This window comes from Bradyrhizobium sp. AT1 (genome assembly GCF_001590795.1).
In the GTDB taxonomy this organism is placed as follows: Bacteria; Pseudomonadota; Alphaproteobacteria; order Rhizobiales; family Xanthobacteraceae; genus Bradyrhizobium.
Map to the genome: position 1 here is coordinate 1,935,299 of NZ_JXDL01000001.1, position 20,514 is coordinate 1,955,812.

The 20,514-nt window shown below is 64.7% G+C and carries 22 protein-coding genes; 7 read left to right on the plus strand and 15 right to left on the minus strand.

Going from position 1 to position 20,514, the window contains the following annotated elements; all coding sequences use genetic code 11:
• Positions 1 to 106 precede the first annotated feature (106 nt).
• Positions 107 to 1,348, plus strand: coding sequence for an amidohydrolase family protein (locus SE92_RS09400; RefSeq protein WP_063195445.1), 1,242 nt, complete (start codon positions 107 to 109; stop codon positions 1,346 to 1,348).
• 207 nt (positions 1,349 to 1,555) lie between these two features.
• A complete protein-coding gene (locus SE92_RS09405; RefSeq protein ID WP_063195446.1) occupies positions 1,556 to 1,876 on the plus strand; it encodes a hypothetical protein in 321 nt (106 codons plus the stop codon).
• A 16-nt stretch (positions 1,877 to 1,892) separates the two neighbouring features.
• On the opposite strand, the gene SE92_RS09410 is transcribed toward SE92_RS09405, so the two are convergent.
• From SE92_RS09410 to SE92_RS09435, 6 genes are read right to left on the minus strand one after another with little or no spacing between them, the layout of a single operon-like run.
• On the minus strand, positions 1,893 to 2,810 hold the full coding sequence (locus tag SE92_RS09410) for a DUF1932 domain-containing protein (RefSeq protein ID WP_198172595.1): 918 nt from the start codon (positions 2,808 to 2,810) through the stop codon (positions 1,893 to 1,895).
• Positions 2,807 to 3,676, minus strand: coding sequence for a substrate-binding domain-containing protein (locus tag SE92_RS09415; protein ID WP_063195448.1), 870 nt, complete (start codon positions 3,674 to 3,676; stop codon positions 2,807 to 2,809). The genes SE92_RS09410 and SE92_RS09415 overlap by 4 nt, the downstream gene beginning before the upstream one ends.
• A 20-nt stretch (positions 3,677 to 3,696) precedes the next feature.
• On the minus strand, positions 3,697 to 4,380 hold the full coding sequence (locus tag SE92_RS09420; RefSeq protein WP_063195449.1) for a 4-carboxy-4-hydroxy-2-oxoadipate aldolase/oxaloacetate decarboxylase: 684 nt from the start codon (positions 4,378 to 4,380) through the stop codon (positions 3,697 to 3,699).
• Positions 4,377 to 5,090: a PIG-L deacetylase family protein gene (locus SE92_RS09425; protein WP_063195450.1), complete on the minus strand. Its 714-nt coding sequence runs from the start codon at positions 5,088 to 5,090 to the stop codon at positions 4,377 to 4,379. The genes SE92_RS09420 and SE92_RS09425 overlap by 4 nt, the downstream gene beginning before the upstream one ends.
• A 55-nt stretch (positions 5,091 to 5,145) precedes the next feature.
• The gene (locus SE92_RS09430) at positions 5,146 to 6,030 is read right to left on the minus strand and encodes an amidohydrolase family protein (protein ID WP_063195451.1); all 885 of its coding nucleotides are present in this window, start codon (positions 6,028 to 6,030) and stop codon (positions 5,146 to 5,148) included.
• A gap of 32 nt (positions 6,031 to 6,062) precedes the next feature.
• Complete coding sequence (locus tag SE92_RS09435) at positions 6,063 to 6,767, minus strand: TetR/AcrR family transcriptional regulator (protein WP_063195452.1); 705 nt, start codon at positions 6,765 to 6,767, stop codon at positions 6,063 to 6,065.
• 115 nt (positions 6,768 to 6,882) lie between these two features.
• Between SE92_RS09435 and SE92_RS09440 the strand changes: the two genes are divergently transcribed.
• On the plus strand, positions 6,883 to 7,860 hold the full coding sequence (locus SE92_RS09440) for a Bug family tripartite tricarboxylate transporter substrate binding protein (protein ID WP_063195453.1): 978 nt from the start codon (positions 6,883 to 6,885) through the stop codon (positions 7,858 to 7,860).
• 136 nt (positions 7,861 to 7,996) lie between these two features.
• On the plus strand, positions 7,997 to 8,920 hold the full coding sequence (locus SE92_RS09445) for a PepSY domain-containing protein (RefSeq protein ID WP_063195454.1): 924 nt from the start codon (positions 7,997 to 7,999) through the stop codon (positions 8,918 to 8,920).
• Positions 8,921 to 8,932: 12 nt separating this feature from the next.
• Here SE92_RS09445 and SE92_RS09450 read toward each other — a convergent pair whose 3' ends face one another.
• Positions 8,933 to 10,075 (minus strand): mechanosensitive ion channel family protein, encoded by a 1,143-nt coding sequence (locus SE92_RS09450; protein WP_063195455.1) that lies wholly within the window; start codon positions 10,073 to 10,075, stop codon positions 8,933 to 8,935.
• Between the two features lie 127 nt (positions 10,076 to 10,202).
• Here SE92_RS09450 and SE92_RS09455 point away from each other — a divergent pair, with 127 nt between their 5' ends.
• Entirely contained in the window at positions 10,203 to 11,456 is a 1,254-nt protein-coding gene (locus tag SE92_RS09455) for a DUF763 domain-containing protein (protein ID WP_063195456.1), read from the plus strand.
• A 6-nt stretch (positions 11,457 to 11,462) separates the two neighbouring features.
• Here the strand turns inward: SE92_RS09455 and SE92_RS09460 are convergent, their stop codons facing one another.
• The 4 genes from SE92_RS09460 to SE92_RS09475 all read right to left on the minus strand — a co-directional run bounded on the left by SE92_RS09460 (position 11,463) and on the right by SE92_RS09475 (position 14,327).
• Positions 11,463 to 11,696, minus strand: coding sequence for a hypothetical protein (locus tag SE92_RS09460; RefSeq protein ID WP_063195457.1), 234 nt, complete (start codon positions 11,694 to 11,696; stop codon positions 11,463 to 11,465).
• Positions 11,697 to 11,791: 95 nt separating this feature from the next.
• Positions 11,792 to 13,051 carry a cytochrome P450 gene (locus tag SE92_RS09465; RefSeq protein WP_063195458.1) on the minus strand — a complete coding sequence of 420 codons (1,260 nt, stop codon included), beginning with the start codon at positions 13,049 to 13,051 and terminating at the stop codon, positions 11,792 to 11,794.
• Between the two features lie 80 nt (positions 13,052 to 13,131).
• The gene (locus tag SE92_RS09470; RefSeq protein WP_063195459.1) at positions 13,132 to 13,458 is read right to left on the minus strand and encodes a hypothetical protein; all 327 of its coding nucleotides are present in this window, start codon (positions 13,456 to 13,458) and stop codon (positions 13,132 to 13,134) included.
• A gap of 95 nt (positions 13,459 to 13,553) precedes the next feature.
• On the minus strand, positions 13,554 to 14,327 hold the full coding sequence (locus SE92_RS09475; RefSeq protein ID WP_063195460.1) for a ferredoxin--NADP reductase: 774 nt from the start codon (positions 14,325 to 14,327) through the stop codon (positions 13,554 to 13,556).
• 157 nt (positions 14,328 to 14,484) lie between these two features.
• On the opposite strand from SE92_RS09475, the gene SE92_RS09480 reads away from it, so the two are divergent.
• Positions 14,485 to 15,681 carry an amidohydrolase family protein gene (locus tag SE92_RS09480; RefSeq protein WP_063195461.1) on the plus strand — a complete coding sequence of 399 codons (1,197 nt, stop codon included), beginning with the start codon at positions 14,485 to 14,487 and terminating at the stop codon, positions 15,679 to 15,681.
• Positions 15,682 to 15,806: 125 nt separating this feature from the next.
• Positions 15,807 to 16,496, plus strand: a complete 690-nt coding sequence (locus SE92_RS09485; RefSeq protein ID WP_063195462.1) for a hypothetical protein — start codon at positions 15,807 to 15,809, stop codon at positions 16,494 to 16,496.
• An 18-nt stretch (positions 16,497 to 16,514) separates the two neighbouring features.
• Here SE92_RS09485 and SE92_RS09490 read toward each other — a convergent pair whose 3' ends face one another.
• The 4 genes from SE92_RS09490 to SE92_RS09505 are packed head-to-tail and all read right to left on the minus strand — an operon-like array spanning position 16,515 to position 20,374.
• Complete coding sequence (locus SE92_RS09490; protein ID WP_063195463.1) at positions 16,515 to 16,970, minus strand: MarR family winged helix-turn-helix transcriptional regulator; 456 nt, start codon at positions 16,968 to 16,970, stop codon at positions 16,515 to 16,517.
• A 25-nt stretch (positions 16,971 to 16,995) separates the two neighbouring features.
• Positions 16,996 to 17,700, minus strand: coding sequence for an ABC transporter ATP-binding protein (locus tag SE92_RS09495; protein WP_063195464.1), 705 nt, complete (start codon positions 17,698 to 17,700; stop codon positions 16,996 to 16,998).
• Positions 17,697 to 18,488: an ABC transporter ATP-binding protein gene (locus tag SE92_RS09500; RefSeq protein WP_063195465.1), complete on the minus strand. Its 792-nt coding sequence runs from the start codon at positions 18,486 to 18,488 to the stop codon at positions 17,697 to 17,699. Before SE92_RS09500 ends, SE92_RS09495 begins: the two co-directional genes overlap by 4 nt.
• Positions 18,485 to 20,374, minus strand: a complete 1,890-nt coding sequence (locus SE92_RS09505) for an ABC transporter permease (RefSeq protein ID WP_063195466.1) — start codon at positions 20,372 to 20,374, stop codon at positions 18,485 to 18,487. Before SE92_RS09505 ends, SE92_RS09500 begins: the two co-directional genes overlap by 4 nt.
• Between the last annotated feature and the right edge of the window lie 140 nt (positions 20,375 to 20,514).

Sequence of the window (20,514 nt, forward strand, 5' to 3'; positions counted from 1 at the left end):
CACGCGCGAAATCCATGCATATATTTTGAACATTTGCCTCGCTACACTGCCGACAATCTGGAGCCGCCGATCCCGGTTGATGGCTCTAAAATCCTTCGCAAGAGCCATGACCACCCAGCCCGCCTTCGACCTGGTCTACCGTAACGCGCTGCTGCGCTCATCCGCCGCGCCCGTCGATATCGGCGTGAAAGCCGGCCGGATCGCCGCGATCGCGCCAAAGCTCGCCTGTAAAGCGGTCGAGGTCGATATCGGCGGGTGCCTCGCCCTGCCCGGCTTTGTCGACACCCACATCCATCTCGACAAGGCCTGCCTGCTCGACCGCTGCGGGCACGATCACGGCAGTCTCGGTGACGCCATCCGGGCCGTGTCGGCGATGAAACGCGACTTCACCGTCGAGGACGTCTATGCCCGCGGCGCCAAGGTGCTCGAGCGCGCGATCGTGCACGGCACGACGCGCATGCGCACGCATGTGGAAATCGATCCACGGATCGGCCTGCGCAGCTTCGAGGCGGTGAAGGCCTTGAGGCACGACTACGCCTGGGCGATCGATCTGTCGCTCTGCGTGTTCCCGCAGGAAGGCCTGACCAACGACCCCGGCGCCGAGGACCTGCTGATCCAGGCCTTGCGCGACGGCGGCGAGGTCATCGGCGGCTGTCCTTATACCGACACCGACCCCAATGCCCACCTCGAACGCATCTTCGATCTCGCGCGGGAGTTCGACGTCGACGTCGATCTCCATCTCGACTTCGATCTCGATCCCTCCTGGTGGCATCTCGACGAGGTCTGCCGGCAGACCGAACGGCGCAATTACGGCGGACGCGTCGCGATCGGCCATGCGACGAAACTCTCGGCCCTGCCGCCGGAGCGGATGAAGGCTGCCACCGCGCAACTCGCAAGAGCCGGCATTGCCGTCACCGTGCTGCCCGCGACCGATCTCTATCTGATGGGGCGCGAGGCCACCCACAACGCGCCGCGCGGGCTGACGCTCGCCCACAAGCTCGCGGGCGACGGCGTCGTTTGCTCGGTTGCGACCAACAATGTGCTCAACCCTTTCACGCCGTTCGGCGACGCCTCACTGCTGCGCATGGCGAACTTCTACGCCAACGTCGCGCACGCCTCGGTGAACGATTTCGACACCTGCCTCGATCTCGTGACCGAACTGCCGGCGCGGCTGATGAACCTCGACGATTACGGCTTCAAGGTCGGTAATCCCGCCGATCTCATCGTGCTCGATACGAGGGATAGCCGCTTTGCCGTGGCCGAGCTGCCGGACATCCTGATGGGCTTCAAGAGCGGCCGGCAGACATTTGAGCGGCAGCGGCCTGCTCTGTTCCAGCCAGGGAACTGAGCCTGCTTCCGGTCGAATTTCCAGCGGTAAAATCGTCGGGACCACAGCCGACCCTCGACGATTTCGTGGCAGTTCCAACGCCCATTCCACTCCTCTAATCGAGTCCGGTAGAATCCCGGACCGTAGCCAAGCGCAGTGCACAAGACGCGGACTGGATTGTACTAAGGGGCGCACTGAACCATCTGCGTTCAGTTGGAAAGTACGTCTATGTTCAGCGCATTCAGTAGCATCGATTACCGCTCCATTCGGGCCAACACGCCCGCCGAAACAGCCGTCAAGCGATTGAATGGGATCGGCGAAGTCCTCTCGGACATCGATATCTCGGCCATCCACACGCAAGACGACATGACGCGCGCGCTGTGGACGCTCGATACCGCAGACAAGTGCATCCGCATGATCCTTGCGGAGTTCCGCACCCTGCCCGCCAAGGAGCAGGTCGTCCGCAAGGCGGAGAGCCTGGTCGACTTGATCGAACTCGCCCGCGACGAGATCTCGAATTATCGCGATGACGGCAGGGTCCTGAGCTGAGCCTGCGCGTTCGGCCTCAGCGCTTGATCTTTGCCAGGATCCGGTCTGCCTCGGTACGCCAATCAGCGCTGCGGGCGAACTCCTCGGTGCCCCTGGTGCCGAACAGCCCGTCATCGGCGAGATCGGCGACCCAAGCCTGACGCTCGGCTGTGCCCTGCGCGGACCAGGGTGTCAGCCCTGCTTCGCGCACGGTCTCGGCGACCTCACGCACCTCTTCGGCGCGGCGGCGGCCGTGCTCGATCACGCGCTGAAAGCAATAGGCGCCCTGCTCCTCCCAATCGATGCCGGGGAACGTCTCCGCGAGCGAGGCCAGCACCGCGTCCTCGACGCCATAGGCCCGCGCAGTGGTGAAGCTTTCGATGACCATGGCCTCGAGGCCCTTGATCATGATGCTGCGGCACATCTTCACCGCCGAGGCCACACCTAACTTGTCGCTCGCAACCTTCGCGGCAAAGCCGATCGCGTTCAACAGCGCCTCCAGCTCCCGTGCGCCAGGACCGCCGAGCAACAGCGGCACCTTGATGCGATAAGGCGGCACCGAGGTCATCACCGCGCCCTCGACGTAGCGACCGGCCGCGCCGTCGATCAGCGCAGCCGCGCGCTGCTTGGCGCCGGGCGAAGCCGAGTTGAAATCGAGGAACCAGGTGCCCTGGTTGATCGCGGCGGCACAGGCCCTGGCCACAGGAACAGCCTGACTGGCAGTGACGGCCGAGATGATGAAATCGCATTTCGCAACCAGCTCAGCGTGAGAGGCTGCAAGCGTCACGCCGAATTTCGTCGCATGCGCCTTCAGCGAAGCGCCCTGCTCGCCTCCGAGCTTGATGTCGTAAGCGGCGACCTTGATGTCCTGCTGGCGCAAATCCTCGGCCAGGATGCGGCCGACCTCGCCATACCCGATCAGCCCGATCTGCCAGCGCTTCGGATCCACCATCAATTCAATCCTCGTGTCGTTTCGTCGAACAGCTCCTCGACAGCATAGCGGCGCGGGATCAGCGACTGCTGGAATGCATAGTCGACGATCAGTTCGAGTGGCTTCCTGTTGGCCGCGATCCCGAACGGAAGAAGATCGGGCGATCCCGCAGGCCCCATCTGCTCCTTGTTTCGCTTGAGCAGATCATAGACGCCGGCTACCACGTCGGGGCGCGATCTAGCCAGCTGCTCGGTCACGACGACGAGATGATTGACCGGCATTACGGCGCGCCGGGCGTACCACTTTGCGGCTTCGGCGGCGGGATCGAGAAAGAGCGGCTTCAGGTTCGGATCACTGGAGGTCTCGCCGAGCACGGCGTCGAGCTCGCCGTCGAGCAGCATCTGCAGGATCTTCTTGTCCTTCGGCGCGCGCTCGGTGGTGTCAACATATTCGGCGACGTGCGGATCCTCGAAGGTGACCCAATTGATCCTGTCGAGGTTGACACCGTAGTCGTTGGCGAGGATGCCCCTGATCCAGGCGCCGGTCGTCGTCGTGAAGGACCGAATGCCGACGCGCTTGCCTTCGAGATCGGTGGGGCCGAGCGATCCCCGTGCGGGATCATAGAGCGCATAAGAATGCTGGAAGCGGCCGAGCATGGTCGCCGGCAGCAGCACCAGCGGCTTGCCATGCGCCTTGGCCATCAGATAGGTGACGATCGCCATCTCACAGACGTCGAAGGCCTGTTCGCGCACCATCGGCTTGAACGCGGCGTTGGTCGGCGTGTAGTCGACGAAGTCGAGATCGAAGAGATCGGAGCGGAGCTCACCGCTCTTCACCGCCTTGACATGAGGGTGGCTCCCCAGAACGGCCTTCAGCTTGAGACGATCCATCCGCCCGCTCCTCGTCGCTCTCAGACGTCCTCGGGATTGTCGACATAGACGAGCCCGGCCTTCGCCAGTGCCTCGCGCATGCTGTACATGTCGAGACCGAGCTCGCCGGAGGCGAGACGCTTGCGCTTGCCGCCCTCGTCCGCGTTGCGCTTCTTCGCCTTCTCGGCGACGTCGGCGGCGTAGCGTTTCGGCACCACCACGACACCGTCGTCATCGGCGACGACGATGTCGCCGGGATCGACGTTAACGCCGGCGCAGACCACGGGGATGTTGACCGAGCCGAGCGTCGCCTTGACCGTACCCTTGGCCGAGACCGCGCGCGACCACACCGGAAACCTCATCTCGTGCAACGCTTTGACGTCGCGGCAGCCGGCATCGATGATCAGCCCCCGTACGCCGCGCGCCTGCAGCGAGGTTGCGAGCAGCTCGCCGAACATACCGTCGGTATTGTCGGTGGTGCAGCCGACCACGAGGATGTCGCCCTTCCTGCACTGCTCGACGGCGACATGGATCATCCAATTGTCGCCGGGCTGCGCCAGCACGGTGACGGCAGGGCCTGCAATCGATGCGCCTGCCCAGACCGGGCGCAAGTAGGGCTTCATCAGGCCGAGGCGGCCATAGGCCTCGTGCACGGTCGAGACGCCGCACTCCGCCATCCCGGCGGGATCGGCACGCCCGATGTTGCGAACGACGACCGGCTTCATGCCAATTCCTCCGCGACCGTCGGGAACAGGCGCTGATAGGCCTCGCCATAGGTCATGGGCACGCCGGTGTTGCGGCTGCCCTGGATGCCGCGGTTGAGCGCGACGCGCTCGTAATAGCCCCAGAGATGTTTTTGCGCGGCGAGAATCTGGAACGCCTCGTATTTCTCCTTCCAAACCTCGTCGATCTTGAGGATCGTGTCGGGCTTGTAGTTGCACTGCTCCGGCTGGTGCGGCTCGAACAGGAACACCGGCGGCGCCGAATATTTGTACTGCGCGCCGGGCTTGTGGCCCATGGCCTGCGCCACGACGCGGGTCTCCTGCGCGAAATGCGCCGCGTTCGGATGGTCGAAATTGTAGGGATCTTCCAGTGCATGCGTCAGCACGAAGCTGGGATTGAGCTCGCGGTAGATGTCGACCATACGGTCGAAATGCGCCTCGTTGAGCTTCAGCGGGTAATCGCCGCAGTCGAAGAACTCGATCTCGGCGCCCAATAGCTTCGCCGCCCGCTCCGCCTCGTCCTTGCGCCCGGCCTTGACCGATTCCAGCGTCGCACCCTTCTCCTTCCAGGCGAACTGGCTCTCGCCGCGCTCACCGAAGGACAGGCAGACGATCTTCATGCGATAGCCCTTCTTCGCATGCAGCGCGATGGCGCCGCCGGCGCGCCAGACGAAATCGCCGGGATGAGCGGTGACGACGAGACCTGTCTTCATGGAACACTCCTTTCGTTCGTATGCATCCCGCGCGGCTTGTCGATCGCGAGCGCCGTCATCGGTCGAACTCGAACAGGCGCGCGGGGTTGTCGACCAGGATCTTCTGCTGGAGCTCCGGCTCCGGCGCGAACAGCGGAATGAGATCGACGAGGTCACCGTCGTTCGGCATCACCTTGACATTGGGATGCGGCCAGTCCGTGCCCCAGATGACACGGTCGGACGCGGTCTCCACGATCTTTCGTGCGAACGGCACGGCATCCGTGAAAGGCGGACCGGCCGAGGAGACACGCTCGGAGCCGCAGATCTTGACCCAGCACTTCTCGTCGCGCTGCATCAGCTCGATCAGGATCTTGAACGGCAGCTGGTCGAGCCCTTCTGACGCCTTCACCCGGCCCATATGGTCGATCGTGTAGCTCAGCGGCAGCCTGATCAGCATGTCCGCATAGTCAGGCAGGTCGATCGCATCGAAATGCAGATCGATGTGCCAACCGAGCGGCGTGACCATCGCGACGATGCGGTCGAACACACGCTTGTCGGGCACGCCGCCGAGATGGCGGACAAAATTGAAGCGACAGCCCCGGAAGCCGCCTTCGTGCAATACGCGCAACTCGCGCTCGGTGATGCTGTCGTCGATATTGGCGACCGCGCGGTAGGCGCCATTGCTCTGCGCAATGGCATCGAGCGCGACAGTATTGTCGGTGCCGTGCACGCTGGCATTGACGATGACGGCGCGCTCCACGCCGAGCTTGGCGTGCAGTGCCCTGAAATCCTCGAGCGGCGCGTCGGGCGGCGTATAGGACCGGTCGGGCGCGTAAGGGTATTTCGCGCCCGGCCCGAAGATGTGGCAATGCGCATCGCAGGACAGTTTTGGCAGCTTGAAATTCGGTGTGCGCGTGTTCGGATCGGGCGGCGGAATGGTCGGCGTGTACATGATGGTCACCAGCTGAGCCGCCGAAAGCGATACTTCTTCTTTCAAGTCTTGCTGCTGACGACCGGTCGTCGCCGCGCCGGCTGGTCCAGCGCCGGCGCCTGGAACGAGGCAACCGTCGCCTGCACCAGCTGCTCGATGGCATTGGCGGGATCACTGCCGTCGGCCTCGCCGCGCGACAGGCGCGAGACGCGGTCCGGCGTCACCAGCGAATAATACAGCGCGCCAAGCAGGAAGTGGCTGCGCCAGACGATATCCTTGCGCGGAATATGAGGCAGGCTCTCGTGGATCGCGTCGATGAAGGCGTGGCTGGTGTCGTCAAAGGTCTGCGCGATGATCTTTCGCGCGACCTCGTTGCCTTCGGCCGACATCACGGCGCGCAGCCGCGTGAAGCGCGCTCCGCCGCCGGCGAGATCACTGCCCGAGGTGAAGGCCGGCACCACATAGGCGCGCACGATCGCCTCCAGCCTATCCTGCAGATCGCGCACGCGCTTGGCGGCCGCGAGCAGCTCCGAACGGCGCAGGTTCATCGGGCCGCAATGGCGCCGGTAGATCTCCAGCAGCAGGCCGTCCTTGGTCTTGAAATGATAGGTGACGCTGCCGGGATTGGCCCCGGCAGCCTGTGCGATGTCGCGCACCGAGACGGCATTAAAGCCGTTGGTAGCGAACAGCTCCTCGGCCGCGGCGAGGATCGCCTCGCGCATGTTCGGCTTGCGGGCCGATTCCTTGCTGGTGGGCTTGCGTACCATGTGATTTGTACTATCGTACAAAAGATCAGGTCTCGTCAACAAGAACCATGACGACGTCGGGGACGGCACGGAGACCGCCGCACCGACGCGAACGCCTGCAAGGAGTGCTGGGAAAATGCTGGATTTGAACAAGACGATCGGCGGCTTGATGCTGGGGGCCAGCCTGTTGCTGGCGGGTGTTGCGCAGGCCGCCGACACTTATCCGAGCAAGCCGGTGCACATTTTGGTCCCCTACGCCGCAGGCGGTGCGGTCGATGTGCTCGCACGCACGCTGGCCCAGGCACTGGCAAAGAATTGGGGCCAGCAGCCGGTGGTCGACAATCGTCCCGGCGCCGGCGGCATCGTGGCCTCGCAGGCGCTGACCCAGGCCGCGCCCGATGGCTACACGCTGATCCTGGTCGCCAGCGGTCATCCGCTCAACCAGTTCATCTATCCGAGCGTGCCTTACGACACGTTCAAGGACTTTACGGCGATCACGGAAGTGGCCTCCTCGCCGCTCGCGATCGTCGTGGCGAAGGACAGTCCGTACAAGACGCTCGGCGATCTCCTCACGGCTGCGAAGAAGGAGCCTGACAAGCTCTCCTATGGCATGTCCGGCAATGGCACGTCCGCGCACCTTGCCGGCGAGCTCTTGAAATACATGTCCGGCACCAAGATCGTCTCGATCCCCTACAAGGGCGGCGCGCCGGCGCTGACCGCTGTCATCGCCGGCGAGATCCCGCTCAGCATCAATCCGCTGGCGGAAGCCATCGGCCAGCTCGAAGGCGGGCCGGTGCGTGCGCTCGCGGTCACATCGGCCGAGCGCTCGAAGGCGTTGCCCGACGTTCCGACCGTCGCGGAAGCCGGCGTCCCCGGCTACGACGTCTCGGTCTGGTGGGGCGTCCTCGGCCCGGCCAAGATGCCGCCGGAGATCGTCGCCAAGCTCGAGACCGATCTCAAGGCGGCGTTGCAGGATGCGCAGGTGCTGTCGACGCTCGGCAAGATCGGCGCAACTCCGGTCGGCTCAACGTCCAAGGAGTTCGATGCCTACATGCACGCCGAGGCAACCAAATGGGAGCCGGTGCTGAAGGCTGCCAACATCCGTGCGCAGTGAGGCCGCGCTGCACGAAGAGCCTCAACGCACTTTAATTCCGGTTGCTGCAAATCAACGCAACAATATGGACAAAGCGTCATTTGTGTTTTGCACGGCTCTGCGCGAGCACGGTCTGGAGAACACCGAGGGACGACGAATGAGCAAGCCCGTATTGTTGCGACTCCATCGCTGGATCACTCTGGTCTTTGCCCTTCCCCTGTTCGCGATCATCGCCACCGGCCTCATCCTGTCCATCGAGCCCCTCGTGCAAACGAGTGGCATTGGCGGTCCCGCGATCGACACCGGCCGTGTCGTCGAGCTGGTGAAGCGGTATGACCCCGACGGCAGGGCGCGCGGACTCTCGATCAACGCAGCCGGCCGGCGCATGACCCTGCAGGGCACCAACGTGCCGGCGATCGATCTTGTTACCGGCGAAGCCGTCTCGACCGGCTCAACTCTGTCGAATGTCTTTCTCTGGGCGCGTTTCACGCACGAGCGTCTCATGGGCCAGGCCTGGCTGGTGACGGCATCCACGCTTGCCATGGTGATCGTCCTGCTGCTCGGCATCGTCATGGGATGGCCGCGGCTGCGCAACACGCTCTCGGGATGGCACAAGGGCACCGCCTGGTTCACGCTGCCGCTGATCCTGCTCAGTCCGTTGACCGGCCTATGCATGGCGTTCGGCCTCACCTTTCAAACGGCACCTGCCCCGACCGCGGGTGGTCGCCCCCTCACCCTGCCCGACGCGGTCCGCATGGTCGCAGCCTCGCACGAGCTGTCGCATGTGATCTCGATCGGCACACGCGGCGGCCGCATGATGGCGAGACTCTATGACGGCGGAGAGTTGCGGGCCTATGCCGTCACGTCGTCGGAGCTCACGCCGCTGCCGCGCAACTGGCCGCGCCTGATCCATGAGGGAAACTGGTCGGCCCTGATCGCCTCGCCGCTCAATGTCGTGACGTCGATCGCGCTGCTGACGCTGCTGTCGACCGGCCTGCTGATCTGGGCGCGGCGAACATTGCGCAAGCGGCGGCCGCGCGCTGACGGTCCGGCCGAGGCGGCCGTGGTCGGAGCCGGCTGAGCGAGCGAAGCGTCAATTGCGCGCGCCGGCCCGCACCTTCTCCGCCGGCATGACGCTCCCGAGGACATCGGCATCAGCGTCCGCCGAGGGGATCAGGATCGCGCGGTCGCGCGGCAACGCCTCCGGCATCTCGTCACGAATGAAGGCCACCAGCTTTTCCCTGATCTCGCAGCGCAGATCCCAGGATTGCGGCGCGTTGCGCGCGCTGACCAGCGCGCGAAGCTCGATGGTGCGCGCATCCGCGTCGATCACCTGAAGATTGACCACCGCGCCGTCCCAGAGTTTTGACTCCTTCACCGCTCCTTCCAGCCAGCGCCGGATGCGCGGCACGTCGGCCCGATAATCGACATGAAGCGCGATCACGCCGATCAGGGACGCGGTGTCGCGCGTCCAGTTCTGGAACGGCTTTTCGATGAAATAGGACAGCGGCACCACCATGCGGCGCCAGTCCCACAGCCGGATCACCACATAGGTCGAGGCGATGTCCTCGACCCAGCCCCACTCGTTCTCGATGATCACGGCGTCCTCGATACGGATCGGCTGGGTGATCGCGATCTGCAAGCCGGCGATCAGGTTGCTGAGCAGCGGCCGCGCGGCAAGACCGACGATGATACCGGCAGCACCGGCCGAAGCGAACAGGCTGACGCCGTATTGCCTCACGGAGTCGAACGTCATCAGCGCGGTCGACACCGTGATGACGACGATGATGGTGTCGGTGACGCGCTTGAACACGCGGACCTGGGTGACGTGCTTGCGCGCGACGAAATTCTCGGTGACATCGCGAAAATTCTGCAAGTACCGCGCCGCGCTCATGTCGACGATCCGGATCGAGATCCAGCCGATCAGGGCAATGACGGCCACCACGAACAGGCGCATCAGCGGCATGCGGATCGTGTCGTCGAGTGGTGCGAGCGGCAGGACCAACGCGACGGCGGCCAGGCAAAGAGCCAGCTGAGCAGGACCGGAGGTCCGGTCGATGAACACGCTGAGGAGCGGAAGGCGGGTTCCGAAGGCCCGCGCAAGCAACCATACGGCGACCCGGTAAACCAACAGCGCCAGGAGGATCGCGCCGATCACCAGGCTGAGGCCGACGAACCACGACGGTATCCACCCGAGCATCCCGTCGATGTCGGCCAGGAGGGCCTGCCAATTCATTGCTATCCCCGTCGTTGTATTCGCGTAGCCGGCTCAACGCCTCCCGCCCGGCTTCGCTCCCCCGCTCGGTGCAACGCAGCATTCCGCTGGTGCAACCGTCGCCGAACTGGGCTAGTTTGCGGCACTCATGACTCGACGTAGCGGCAGCGCCGATCTTCCCTTGCACACCGGACGGGTTCCGCCCTGGCTGGCGAGCCGCATGGCCTCGCTCGGGTCGATCCTCACGCAGGCGATCGTGCATCATTACGGCCGCGACGCATTCCTGCAGCGGCTGTCGCATCCCTTCTGGTTCCAGTCGTTCGGCGCCGTGATGGGGATGGACTGGCACTCCTCGGGGATAACCACCTCCGTGATCGGCGCGCTGAAGCGCGGGCTCGGCCCGCTTCAGGACGAGCTCGGAATCTACGTCTGCGGCGGCCGGGGTCAGCACTCGCGCAAGACGCCGGACGAGCTGATGCAGCTCGGCGACCGCGTCGGATTCGACGGCGCCAAGCTGACTCGCGCCAGCCGCCTGGTCGCGAAGGTCGACAGCGCGGCCGTGCAGGACGGCTTCGATCTCTACCTGCACGGCTTCTTCGTCACCGCCGACGGCAAATGGACGGTGGTGCAGCAAGGCATGAACGGCGACAAGCGGCAGGCCCGCCGCTATCACTGGCATTCCGAGGCGCTGAAGAGCTTTGTCGATACGCCGCACAGCGCGATCGACGGCCCGCAGCAAGGCGAGATCGTTAATCTCACCGACCATCGCGCCGAGATCTCGCGCACCGCTCAGCTCGATCTCTTGGGGGAACTCGGCCCCGATCGCATCGTCTGCGAATTCGAACGGCTCATCGGGACCGCGTCCGAGCCCGCACAGGCCATGCTGCCGCATCTGATCATGCCGGCGCATCACGATGTCAGGCCCAAGGACGTGTTCGCGCGCCGACTACACGGCACGCTCGCCGCCGCAGCCGAGCGCGGCCCGGTCGATTTCCCGGAGCTGTTGCTGACGCCCGGCGTCGGCGCGCGCACCGTGCGCTCGCTCGCCATGGTCGCGGAGGTCGTGCACGGCGCGCCCTACCGTTTCAACGACCCCGCGCGTTTCTCGCTCGCCCATGGCGGCAAGGACCGCCATCCCTATCCCGTCCCGATCAAGGTCTATGACGAGACCATCCGCGTGCTGAAGGGCGCGATCCAGAACGCCAAGCTCGGGCGCGAGGAAGAGATGCAGGCGATCAAGCGCCTCGACGACCAGGCGCGGCGGCTGGAACGCACAGCGAGCGGGCCGTCGGTCGGCGACTACATCGCCGGCGAGCGCGCGGCCTCGCCCGATCTCGACGGCCGCTCCGTGTTCGGCTGGGAGCGCGACCTTGTCGCAGCGAAGAAAGCGACGGGCTCCTGAACGCGCCTAATCTTCGACCTCATCGTCGTCCGTCAGTCGGTTGGCTGAATGGTCCTGATATTGCTCGGTCTGGATGAACTTGCTGTCCATGCCGCGAACGTGAGAATGCTGCGCCTTGTCGCGGTTCGACAGGATCATGTTGTCGCCGATCTTGTCCTTGGGAATGTCCGTCAACGCTCCGTTGCCTGCGCCCTTGCCGTGCGCGCCCGAACCGATATGCGTCTTGCCTCCATGGGGCATGGATGTCTCCGTCGCTTGTTGTCCGCACTCGGCCAACGCCTGTCCCGTCGCGTTTGTTTCGCGGTGGCATCAGGGAACGTCGATCTCGGTTCCCGCTAACTTGCGAGCAGCCGCTCGGCATCGCTCTTGGCTGGCGGACACCCCTCGCCTGCGTCGGCAATCACCGGCAATTGCGCGATCATCCGAATTCCCGGCCGCTTGCGCCAGCGGATCTGCGAGGCCTCGACGGCGAGAACGAGTCGTGGCCATCGCGTGAACAGCGCCTCCAGCGCGCAAGCCGCCTCGATGCGCGCGAGCTGGTGACCGAGACAAAAGTGAATTCCCGTTCCGAACGAGAGATGACGGTTCGGCTTGCGCTCGAGATCGAGGCGATCAGGGCGGTCATGCATCGCGGGATCCATGTTCGCGGCGGCGAGCATCACCATGACACGATCACCCTTCTTCAGGCGCACGCCTTCGACGTCGACATCCCGCCGCACATAGCGCGGCTTGGAGAACTGCACGGGCGAGACGAAGCGCAGGAACTCCTCCACCGCGAGCCCAACGCGGCTCCAGTCCTGTTCCAGCCAGTTGCGCAAGTGAGGATGTCTGAGGAGCTCGTAGGCTGAACCGCTGATGAGATGCGTCGTCGTCTCGGAGCCGGCCGCAAGCAGCAGAAACACCATCGAGACCATTTCATCCGGCGTGATCTGGCCGCCCTCGCGCTCGACCTGGATCAAGTCGGCAATCAGGCCGTCGCCGCCCCTTTCGCGCGCGATCTGCAACTGCTGCTCGAGATAGGCGCGCATCTTGCGGAACGCCCACACCAGGCGGAAGAAGCCGACGACATTGGTCAGCGAGGACATCTCGTTGGCCCAGGCGATGAATCTCGGACGATCCGCCGCCGGCAAGCCGAGCAGCTCGGAGATCACCGCGAGCGGCAGGATGCGCGCGTAACGCTGGACCAGATCAGCCGGACTTCCTTTCGCGAATAGATCGTCCGCAAGACCGTCGGCGATGGCGCGGATGCGCGGCTCCATCGCGACGATCGCGCGGCGGCGGAAGGCCTCGTCCACGATGCCGCGCAGCCTGGTATGGTCAGGCTCATCCATCGTCAGCATGTTGTTGGCGATGGTTCTGATATATCTCGGCATCCACCAGCGCAGGCCGGCGACGTCGCCGTCCTCCTTGCGCAGCGTGAAGGTGGCGCCGTCCTTCAAGACCTGCGCAGTGGCGTCATGGGTCGTGGTGACCCAGACGTCGCCGATGAGAGGAAAGCGTGTCGCGACCACGGGGCCGGACATGCGCAAGGTCGCAATGGCCTTGGGCGGATCGCGAAAGAAAGCCTCGCTGGTGACATCGAGGCGCACCGTCATGGGATCACCGGACTGGTTGCTGGCGTGTCACCCAGATGGTGCGCGGCGCCGCCGGTGCAAGGGCTGCGAACGAGATGCGACTATCCGCGCCCCGGCGAGCGCTGGCCGGTCTTGCGCTGCTGCTGGTTGGTATAGGAGTCCCAATGGCTCCAGCTGCCACTGCTGAGGCTCTGCATGTCGGTGCCCAGCGGACGGCGGGTGCGCTTGTCGTGATCGGCGATCACGCGCTCGGACTGCGCGATCTTCCGCTTGAGTTCCGCGATGGTCTTCTGGGTCTGGCCGTTCCGCTTCGACGAGGCGATCTCGCCCATCGTAAAGCGCGCGGTCTCCAGCGCCTTCAACTCGGCGCGATTCTTCTTCAACTGGACCCGGTGCCAGGCGATGTGGCTGTCACTGTCCGCAACCATGTGGGAACTCCGCTGATTCGCTCCCACAGTGTATCAAGCGGCGAATCGGCGCCGCAACGGGCCCCACGCGGCGAAAATACGGTCTTTCTGCGGGCTTACCGCTCGGCGAAGGCCTTTTCGACCACGAATTGGGCGGGCTCGCCGTGATTGCCCTCGACGAAGCCGCGCTCACCCAGGAGCACGCGGGTGTCCGCCACCAGCGCCGGGCTGCCGCAGATCATGACACGGTCGTGGGCAGCTTCCAGCGCGGGCAGGCCGATATCGGCGAACAGCTTGCCTGACGTGATGAGGTCGGTGATGCGGCCACGGTTGCGGAAGGGATCGCGCGTCACGGTCGGGTAGTAGATCAGCTGCTCGCGGATGTACTCGCCGATCAGTTCGTCCTTCGGAAGCGTCTCCGTGATCATCTCGCCATAGGCGAGCTCCTTCACATGTCGGCAGCCGTGCAGCAGCACCACTTTCTCGAACCGCTCATAGGTCTCGGGGTCCTTGATCACGCTCAGGAACGGCGCAAGGCCGGTGCCGGTGCCGATGAGGTAGAGGTTTCGCCCCTCCTCCAGATTGTCGATCACCAGCGTGCCGGTGGCCTTTCGGCTGACGATGATCTCGTCGCCTTCCTTGAGGTGCTGGAGGCGGGAGGTCAGCGGGCCGTCAGGCACCTTGATCGAGAAGAACTCCAGCGTGTCCTCGTAATTGGCGCTGGCGACGCTGTAGGCCCGCAGCAAGGGCTTCTCGCCGACCTTGAGCCCGATCATGGTGAATTCGCCGTTGCGGAAGCGGAAAGTCGGGCTGCGGGTGGTCTTGAAGGAGAACAGCGTGTCGGTCCAATGGTGGACGCTCAAAACGCTTTCCTGATTGAAATTGCTCATCTCACCTATCCGTGTCGCGTCAATGCGGGTCCGAGGCGGGTAGCTATGCGTCGTTTGTACACGATCATTCGTATACTAATGAATAATCCCGCTTGATCCCGCGGTCAAGGCTGCCCAAGATCGGAAGCGTTGCAGTTAGGAATAAGGAGCCCCTTCCATGGCGCATGACGCCCCCCAGGCCACCGGACCTTCGAAGCTCGTGATCCGGAATATCGGCCTGATCCTGTCCGGCGCCCTGGAAAAGCCGATCCTGGACGGCGACACCATCGTCGCCGAGAACGGCAAGATCACCGCGATCGGCCGCTACAAGGACCTCGACACCGAAGGCGCGACCACCGTCGTCGATGCCAACGGCACCACGGTGACCCCGGGCCTGATCGACAGCCATGTCCACCCCGTCGCGGGCGACTGGACGCCACGGCAGAATCAGATCGGCTGGATCGACAGCTCGCTCCATGGCGGCATCACCACCATGATCTCGGCGGGCGAGGTCCACATGCCCGGCCGGCCCCGCGACGTGGTCGGCCTCAAGGCGATGGCGATCTTCGCCCAGCGCGCGTTCTGGACGCTCCGTCCAGGCGGCGTAAAGGTTCACGCCGGCGCGCCGGTGATCGAATGCGAAATGGTCGAGGAAGACTTCAAGGAGATGGCCGCCGCCGGCGTCAAGTTGCTCGGCGAAGTCGGCCTCGGCGGCGTCAAGGACGGCCCGACCGCCCGCAAGATGGTCGGCTGGGCGCGCAAATACGGCATCCAGAGCACGATCCACACCGGCGGCCCCTCGATCCCCGGCTCCGGCCTGATCGACAAGGACGTGGTGCTGGAGGCCGACACCGACGTGGTTGGTCATATCAATGGCGGCCACACTGCCCTGCCCGACGACCAGATCCGCTGTATCTGCGAGGGCTGCAAGCGCGGACTCGAGATCGTCCACAACGGCAACGAGCGGTCGGCGCTCTACACGCTACGCATCGCACGCGAGATGAACGAGCTGCATCGCGTGATCCTCGGCACCGACGGACCGGCCGGCTCCGGCGTGCAGCCGCTCGGCATCCTGCGCATGGTCTCGATGCTGTCCTCGATCGGCGAGCTGCCGGCCGAGATCGCGTTCTGCCTCGCCACCGGCAACACCGCGCGGATGCGGCAGCTCGATTGCGGCCTGATCGAAGTCGGCCGCGCCGCGGATTTCGTCATCATGGACAAGGCCCAGCACTCGCCGGGCAAGAACATCCTGGAGAGCGTGCAGCTCGGCGACCTCCCGGGCATCGGCATGACCATCATCGACGGCATCGTGCGCACCCAGCGCAGCCGCAATACACCGCCGGCCGGCAGGGTGCCGGAGCTGGTGGCGAAGTGACGCAGCCGGGGCGGCGCACTGCTCCGCATCGTCTCTCGGAAGCGTTGAACAAGTCTGCAGCCTACCGCGTCTAACGCAGGCAGCCCTCGGCGGCGGCAGTTCATCGCTGGACCATCGAGGGAGACATGAAGAACTCATCACGCTTAGCTATCGGCGTTGTCGCCGCGGTGGCGGGCTATATCGCGAGCTTCGTGCTGCTCTCCCTGGTCGATTTCGGCAACCGGGCAGACCCGATCACATCGGGCCTGCTGGGACTCTTCGTCTACTCGCCCATGGGCGCGATCGCCGGCGCGGTGCTCGCCAACTGGTTGATAGGGAGTGCGGGTAAGCACACCAGCAATGGCAGCATCGCCAGCAATAGCCTGAAGTCGCTCGGCATCGTCGCCCTGCTCTGCATCACCGGCATCGGCCTCTACATTGCCTATGCGTATGCGACGGCGACGCCCTGGCTCAACCGGAACGGTGCCACCCCCCTCCTCGTGTTCGAAGTCCGTTTCCCTGCAGGGGTCAAGGTCCCGACATCAGCGCAGGGCATCACCATCGAATTGCAGACCGACCTCAACACCATGCCGGGCGAAGTGAACCCGGCCGCGTTCTATCGCGATGGCGACCAGGGTATCATCGCGGGTGAGGTCGAACTGGCGTTTCGCACCTCGCACCGGCAACTCGCGGTCACCATCGAAGGACAGCCGAGCCGAATTTATCCGATCGACTTGTCGGCTCGTGCGCCGCATACGCCGGAGTTCGGAACCTGGCGGCGGCTCGCAGATGGCAGCGAAATCAGGTATCGCGCAAAGTGGCCGGGCAAGACATGAACGTTCAGATCACCGTCGCTACCGCAACTTGTTCAACAGCGCCATTAGCGTGTCGCGCTCTTTGGCGTCCAGCGGCGCCAGCGTTTCGCGGGTGATGGCAAGCGCATTCGGCGCAACCTTCTCCGCAAGCTGCTGACCCGCCCGCGTCAGGCTCACCAGCAGCCGTCGTCCGTCCTCGGGATCCTGGCTCGTCTCGGTAAGGCCGCGTGCCGTCAGGCGGTCGATCACACCCTTGATCGTCGCGACATCCATGGCCGTGAGACGGCCGAGCTGGTTCTGCGAGCACGCACCGGTCTCGGCGAGCTTCGACAGCGCCGCCCATTGCGTCGGGGTCAGATTGGTGCCGATGTCGCGCGAGAAGATCGAGCTGTGGCGCTGCCAGACCTGGCGCAGGATGAAGCCGACCTGCTCGTCGAGCACGTAAGGCGGTTTTGCCGTTTTGATGCTCTTCTTCGCCGAGACGCTTCTCGCCATCCGCTCGCAGCCCTTCCCTTTGCCGTTACAACGACAGATGCGCGTCGCGGATATCCGGACGCGCGTCGAGCTCAGCCATGGTGCCGCCGAAGCAGATGCGGCCGCGCTCGATGATGTAGGCGCGATCGGAGATCAACCGCGCGAAATGCAGATTCTGCTCGGACACCACGATACTGACGCCCTCCTTCTTCATGGTCAGGATGGCATCGACCATCTGCTCCACGATCTTCGGCGACAGGCCTTCCGACGGCTCGTCCAGCAGCACCAGCGACGGATTTCCCATCAGGGTGCGCGCGATGGTGAGCATCTGCTGCTCTCCGCCGCTCATGCGGCCGCCCGGACGGTTCTTCATCTCGCCGAGATTGGGAAACAGCGCGAACAGCTTTTCGCGGGTCCAGTATGGCGCATTCGGACGCTTCGGCTGCTTGCCGACCTCGAGATTTTCCTCCACCGTCAGGTCGGTGAAGATGCGCCGCTCCTCCGGCACATAGCCGAGCCCCTCGCGCACGATCTCATGGGTCGGCTTGGCCGAGACGTCCTTGCCCTCGAACATGATGCGGCCGCTTCGTTGCGCGACGAGGCCGACGATCGAGCGGAACGTGGTCGACTTGCCGGCGCCGTTGCGCCCGAGCAGCGCCACCACCTCGCCCTCGCCAACCTCGAAGCCGATGTCGAAAAGGATATGCGCCGGGCCGTAATGGCTGTTGAGCCCCTCGACAGTCAGCTTCATGTCGGGGCTCCCTCGCGGTGGCGGGCATCGTAGACGAGGCCTTCGCCGAGATACACCGCCTGCACCTGCGGATTGCCGCGCACCTCGGCCGGCGTTCCCTCGGCGATCAGCGTGCCGCGGTTCAGCACGATGATGCGGTCGGCGTGCTCGAACACCACGTCCATGTCGTGCTCGGTAAAGAGCACCCCGATCGACTTCTCGCGCGCGATCTGCGCGGTGAGCCGCATCAGGTCGACGCGCTCGCGCGGCGCCATGCCGGCAGTCGGCTCGTCCATCAGGAGCAGTTTTGGCTGGTTGGCGAGCGCCACTGCAAGCTCGAGCCGCTTGAGGTCGCCATAGGCGAGCTCACCGCAGGGACGATCCGCATAGCCGCCCATGCCGACGAGCTCGAGCAGCCGGCCGGCCTCGCCGCGGTCGAAGTTCGGCGCCGAGCCGAACAGATTGAACAGCTGCTTGCCGTGGGAGATCAGCGCGACCTGCACATTCTCGCGCACGGTCATGGTCGCGAAGGTCGCGGTGATCTGGAAGGTGCGGCCCACGCCCATCCGCCAGATCTCGCGCGGTCTCTTACCGGTGGTCTCCTCACCGAGCAGGCGGACGTGACCGGTATCAGGCTTGTTCTGGCCGTTGAGCATGTCGAAGCAGGTGCTCTTGCCCGCACCGTTCGGCCCGATCAGCGCCAGGATCTCGCCGCCGCGCAGCGAGAACGACACGCCGCGCACGGCGTGGATGCCGCCATAGGATTTGGTCAGGCCTTCGACGGCGAGAAGTGGGGCTGCATCGCTCATTCGGCAGACTCGATCGGCTTGGCAAGCAGGGACGATCCCGGCGGCGAGGACTTTCTGCGCCGCTGCGCCAGCATCTCCAGCATGCCGACGATGCCCTTGGGGAAGACGACGACGATCAGCATGATGAAGCCGCCCAGCACCAGCTTCGACAGATCGGTCTGGCTGACCAGCCAGATATTCAGAGCCTTGTAGACGATGGCGCCGATCACCGCGCCCGACACCGTCTCGACGCCGCCGAGCAGGACCATGACGAGCGCATCGACCGAGAGCGAGATGCCGAGATTGTCGGGGAAGACGCTGCCCTTGAGGTAAGCGAACAGCGCGCCGCCGATGCCGGCGGTGGTGCCTGCGATCACGAAGGCGGTCCACTGGATGCGCTTGGCGTTGATGCCGATCGCTTCGCTGCGCAGCAGCGAGTCGCGCGTGGCACGCAGCGCGTAGCCGAACGGCGAAAACACCATGGCCCGCAGCGCGATGGTCACCAGCGCCGCGACGCCGAGCGCCAGCCAGTAGAAGTTCGACGGGCTCGCCGCCCATTTTTCCGGCCAGACGCCCAATATGCCGTTGTCACCGCCGGTGACGCTCACCCACTGGAACGCGATCGACCAGACGATCTGCGCGAAAGCCAGCGTCAGCATCGCGAAATAGACGCCGGAGAGCTGGACGGCGAAGAAGCCGAACACCGCCGCGCCCATGCAGCCGAGCAGAGGTCCGAGCAAGAGACAGACGATCATCGGCAGCCCCGCCATCTTGGCGAGGAATGCCACGCCATAGGCACCGAGGCCGAAATAGGCGGCATGGCCGAACGATGCGAGCCCGCCGACGGACATCAGGAAGTGCAGGCTGACGGCGAAGATGACGAAGATCGCGATCTCCGAGCCGACCGTGAGCAGATAATTGCCGGCGAACAGCGGCAGCATCGCCGCGATCACGAGCGCCGCAAGCGCCGCAAGCCGCTCATTCGACGTCAACGGCCGCCACGGATTGACGGTGAGACCCGGCGTCTTGCGCGCGGGCGCCTCCGGCTTGCCGAACAGGCCCCAGGGGCGGACGATCAGCACCACCGCCATCACCAGGAAGACCAGGATGATGGAAATCTTCGGGAAGATCAGGATGCCGAAGGCATTGAGCTCGGACACCAGCACCGCCGCGACGAAGGCGCCGACGATGCTGCCGAGGCCGCCGATCACGACCACGACGAAGACCTCGACGATGATTCGCAAATCCATGGCGTGATGCACGGCATCGCGCGGGATCTGGAGCGCGCCGCCGAGCGCAGCCAGGAAGACGCCGACCGCGAACACCGACGTGAACAGCCATTTCTGGTTCACGCCGAGCGCCGCGACCATGTCGCGATCCTGCGTCGCGGCGCGCACCAGTACTCCCCAGCGCGTGCGCTGGAACAACAGCCAGAGGATGCCGAGCACGACCGGCCCGAGCACGATCAGGAACAGGTCGTAGCTTGGGATGTTCTGGCCGAAGAAATCGATCGCGGCCTTGAAGCCCGGCGCGCGGCGACCGACGAGATCGTCAGGTCCCCAGATCAGCACGACGAGGTCCTCGACCATCAGCGTCAGGCCGAAGGTTGCGAGCAGCTGGAACAGCTCGGGCGCATGATAGATGCGCCGGAGCAAGACCATCTCGACCAGCACGCCGATCAGCGCCACGGCCAGCGCCGCGAGCACGATGCTGCCCCAGAAGCCGAACGCGCCGGACAGGCGCTCGGTCAGCGTGAAGGCGATGTAGGCGCCAATCATGTAGAAGGCGCCATGCGCGAAATTCACGATCCGCGTCACGCCGAAGATGATCGACAGACCCGAGGCCACCAGAAACAGCGACGCCGCGCTGGCGAGACCGGTCAGAAACTGTACGACATAAAAGGCCATCGGCGGTCCGGGTTAGTGTTGCATGCCGCGGCATGCGAGGCTTGGTTCACCTCTCCCCGCCTGCGGGGAGAGGTCGAATTGCGAAGCAATTCGGGTGAGGGGGAGTCTCCGCGAGTCCTCTGTCACCTCCCTCGCGGAGA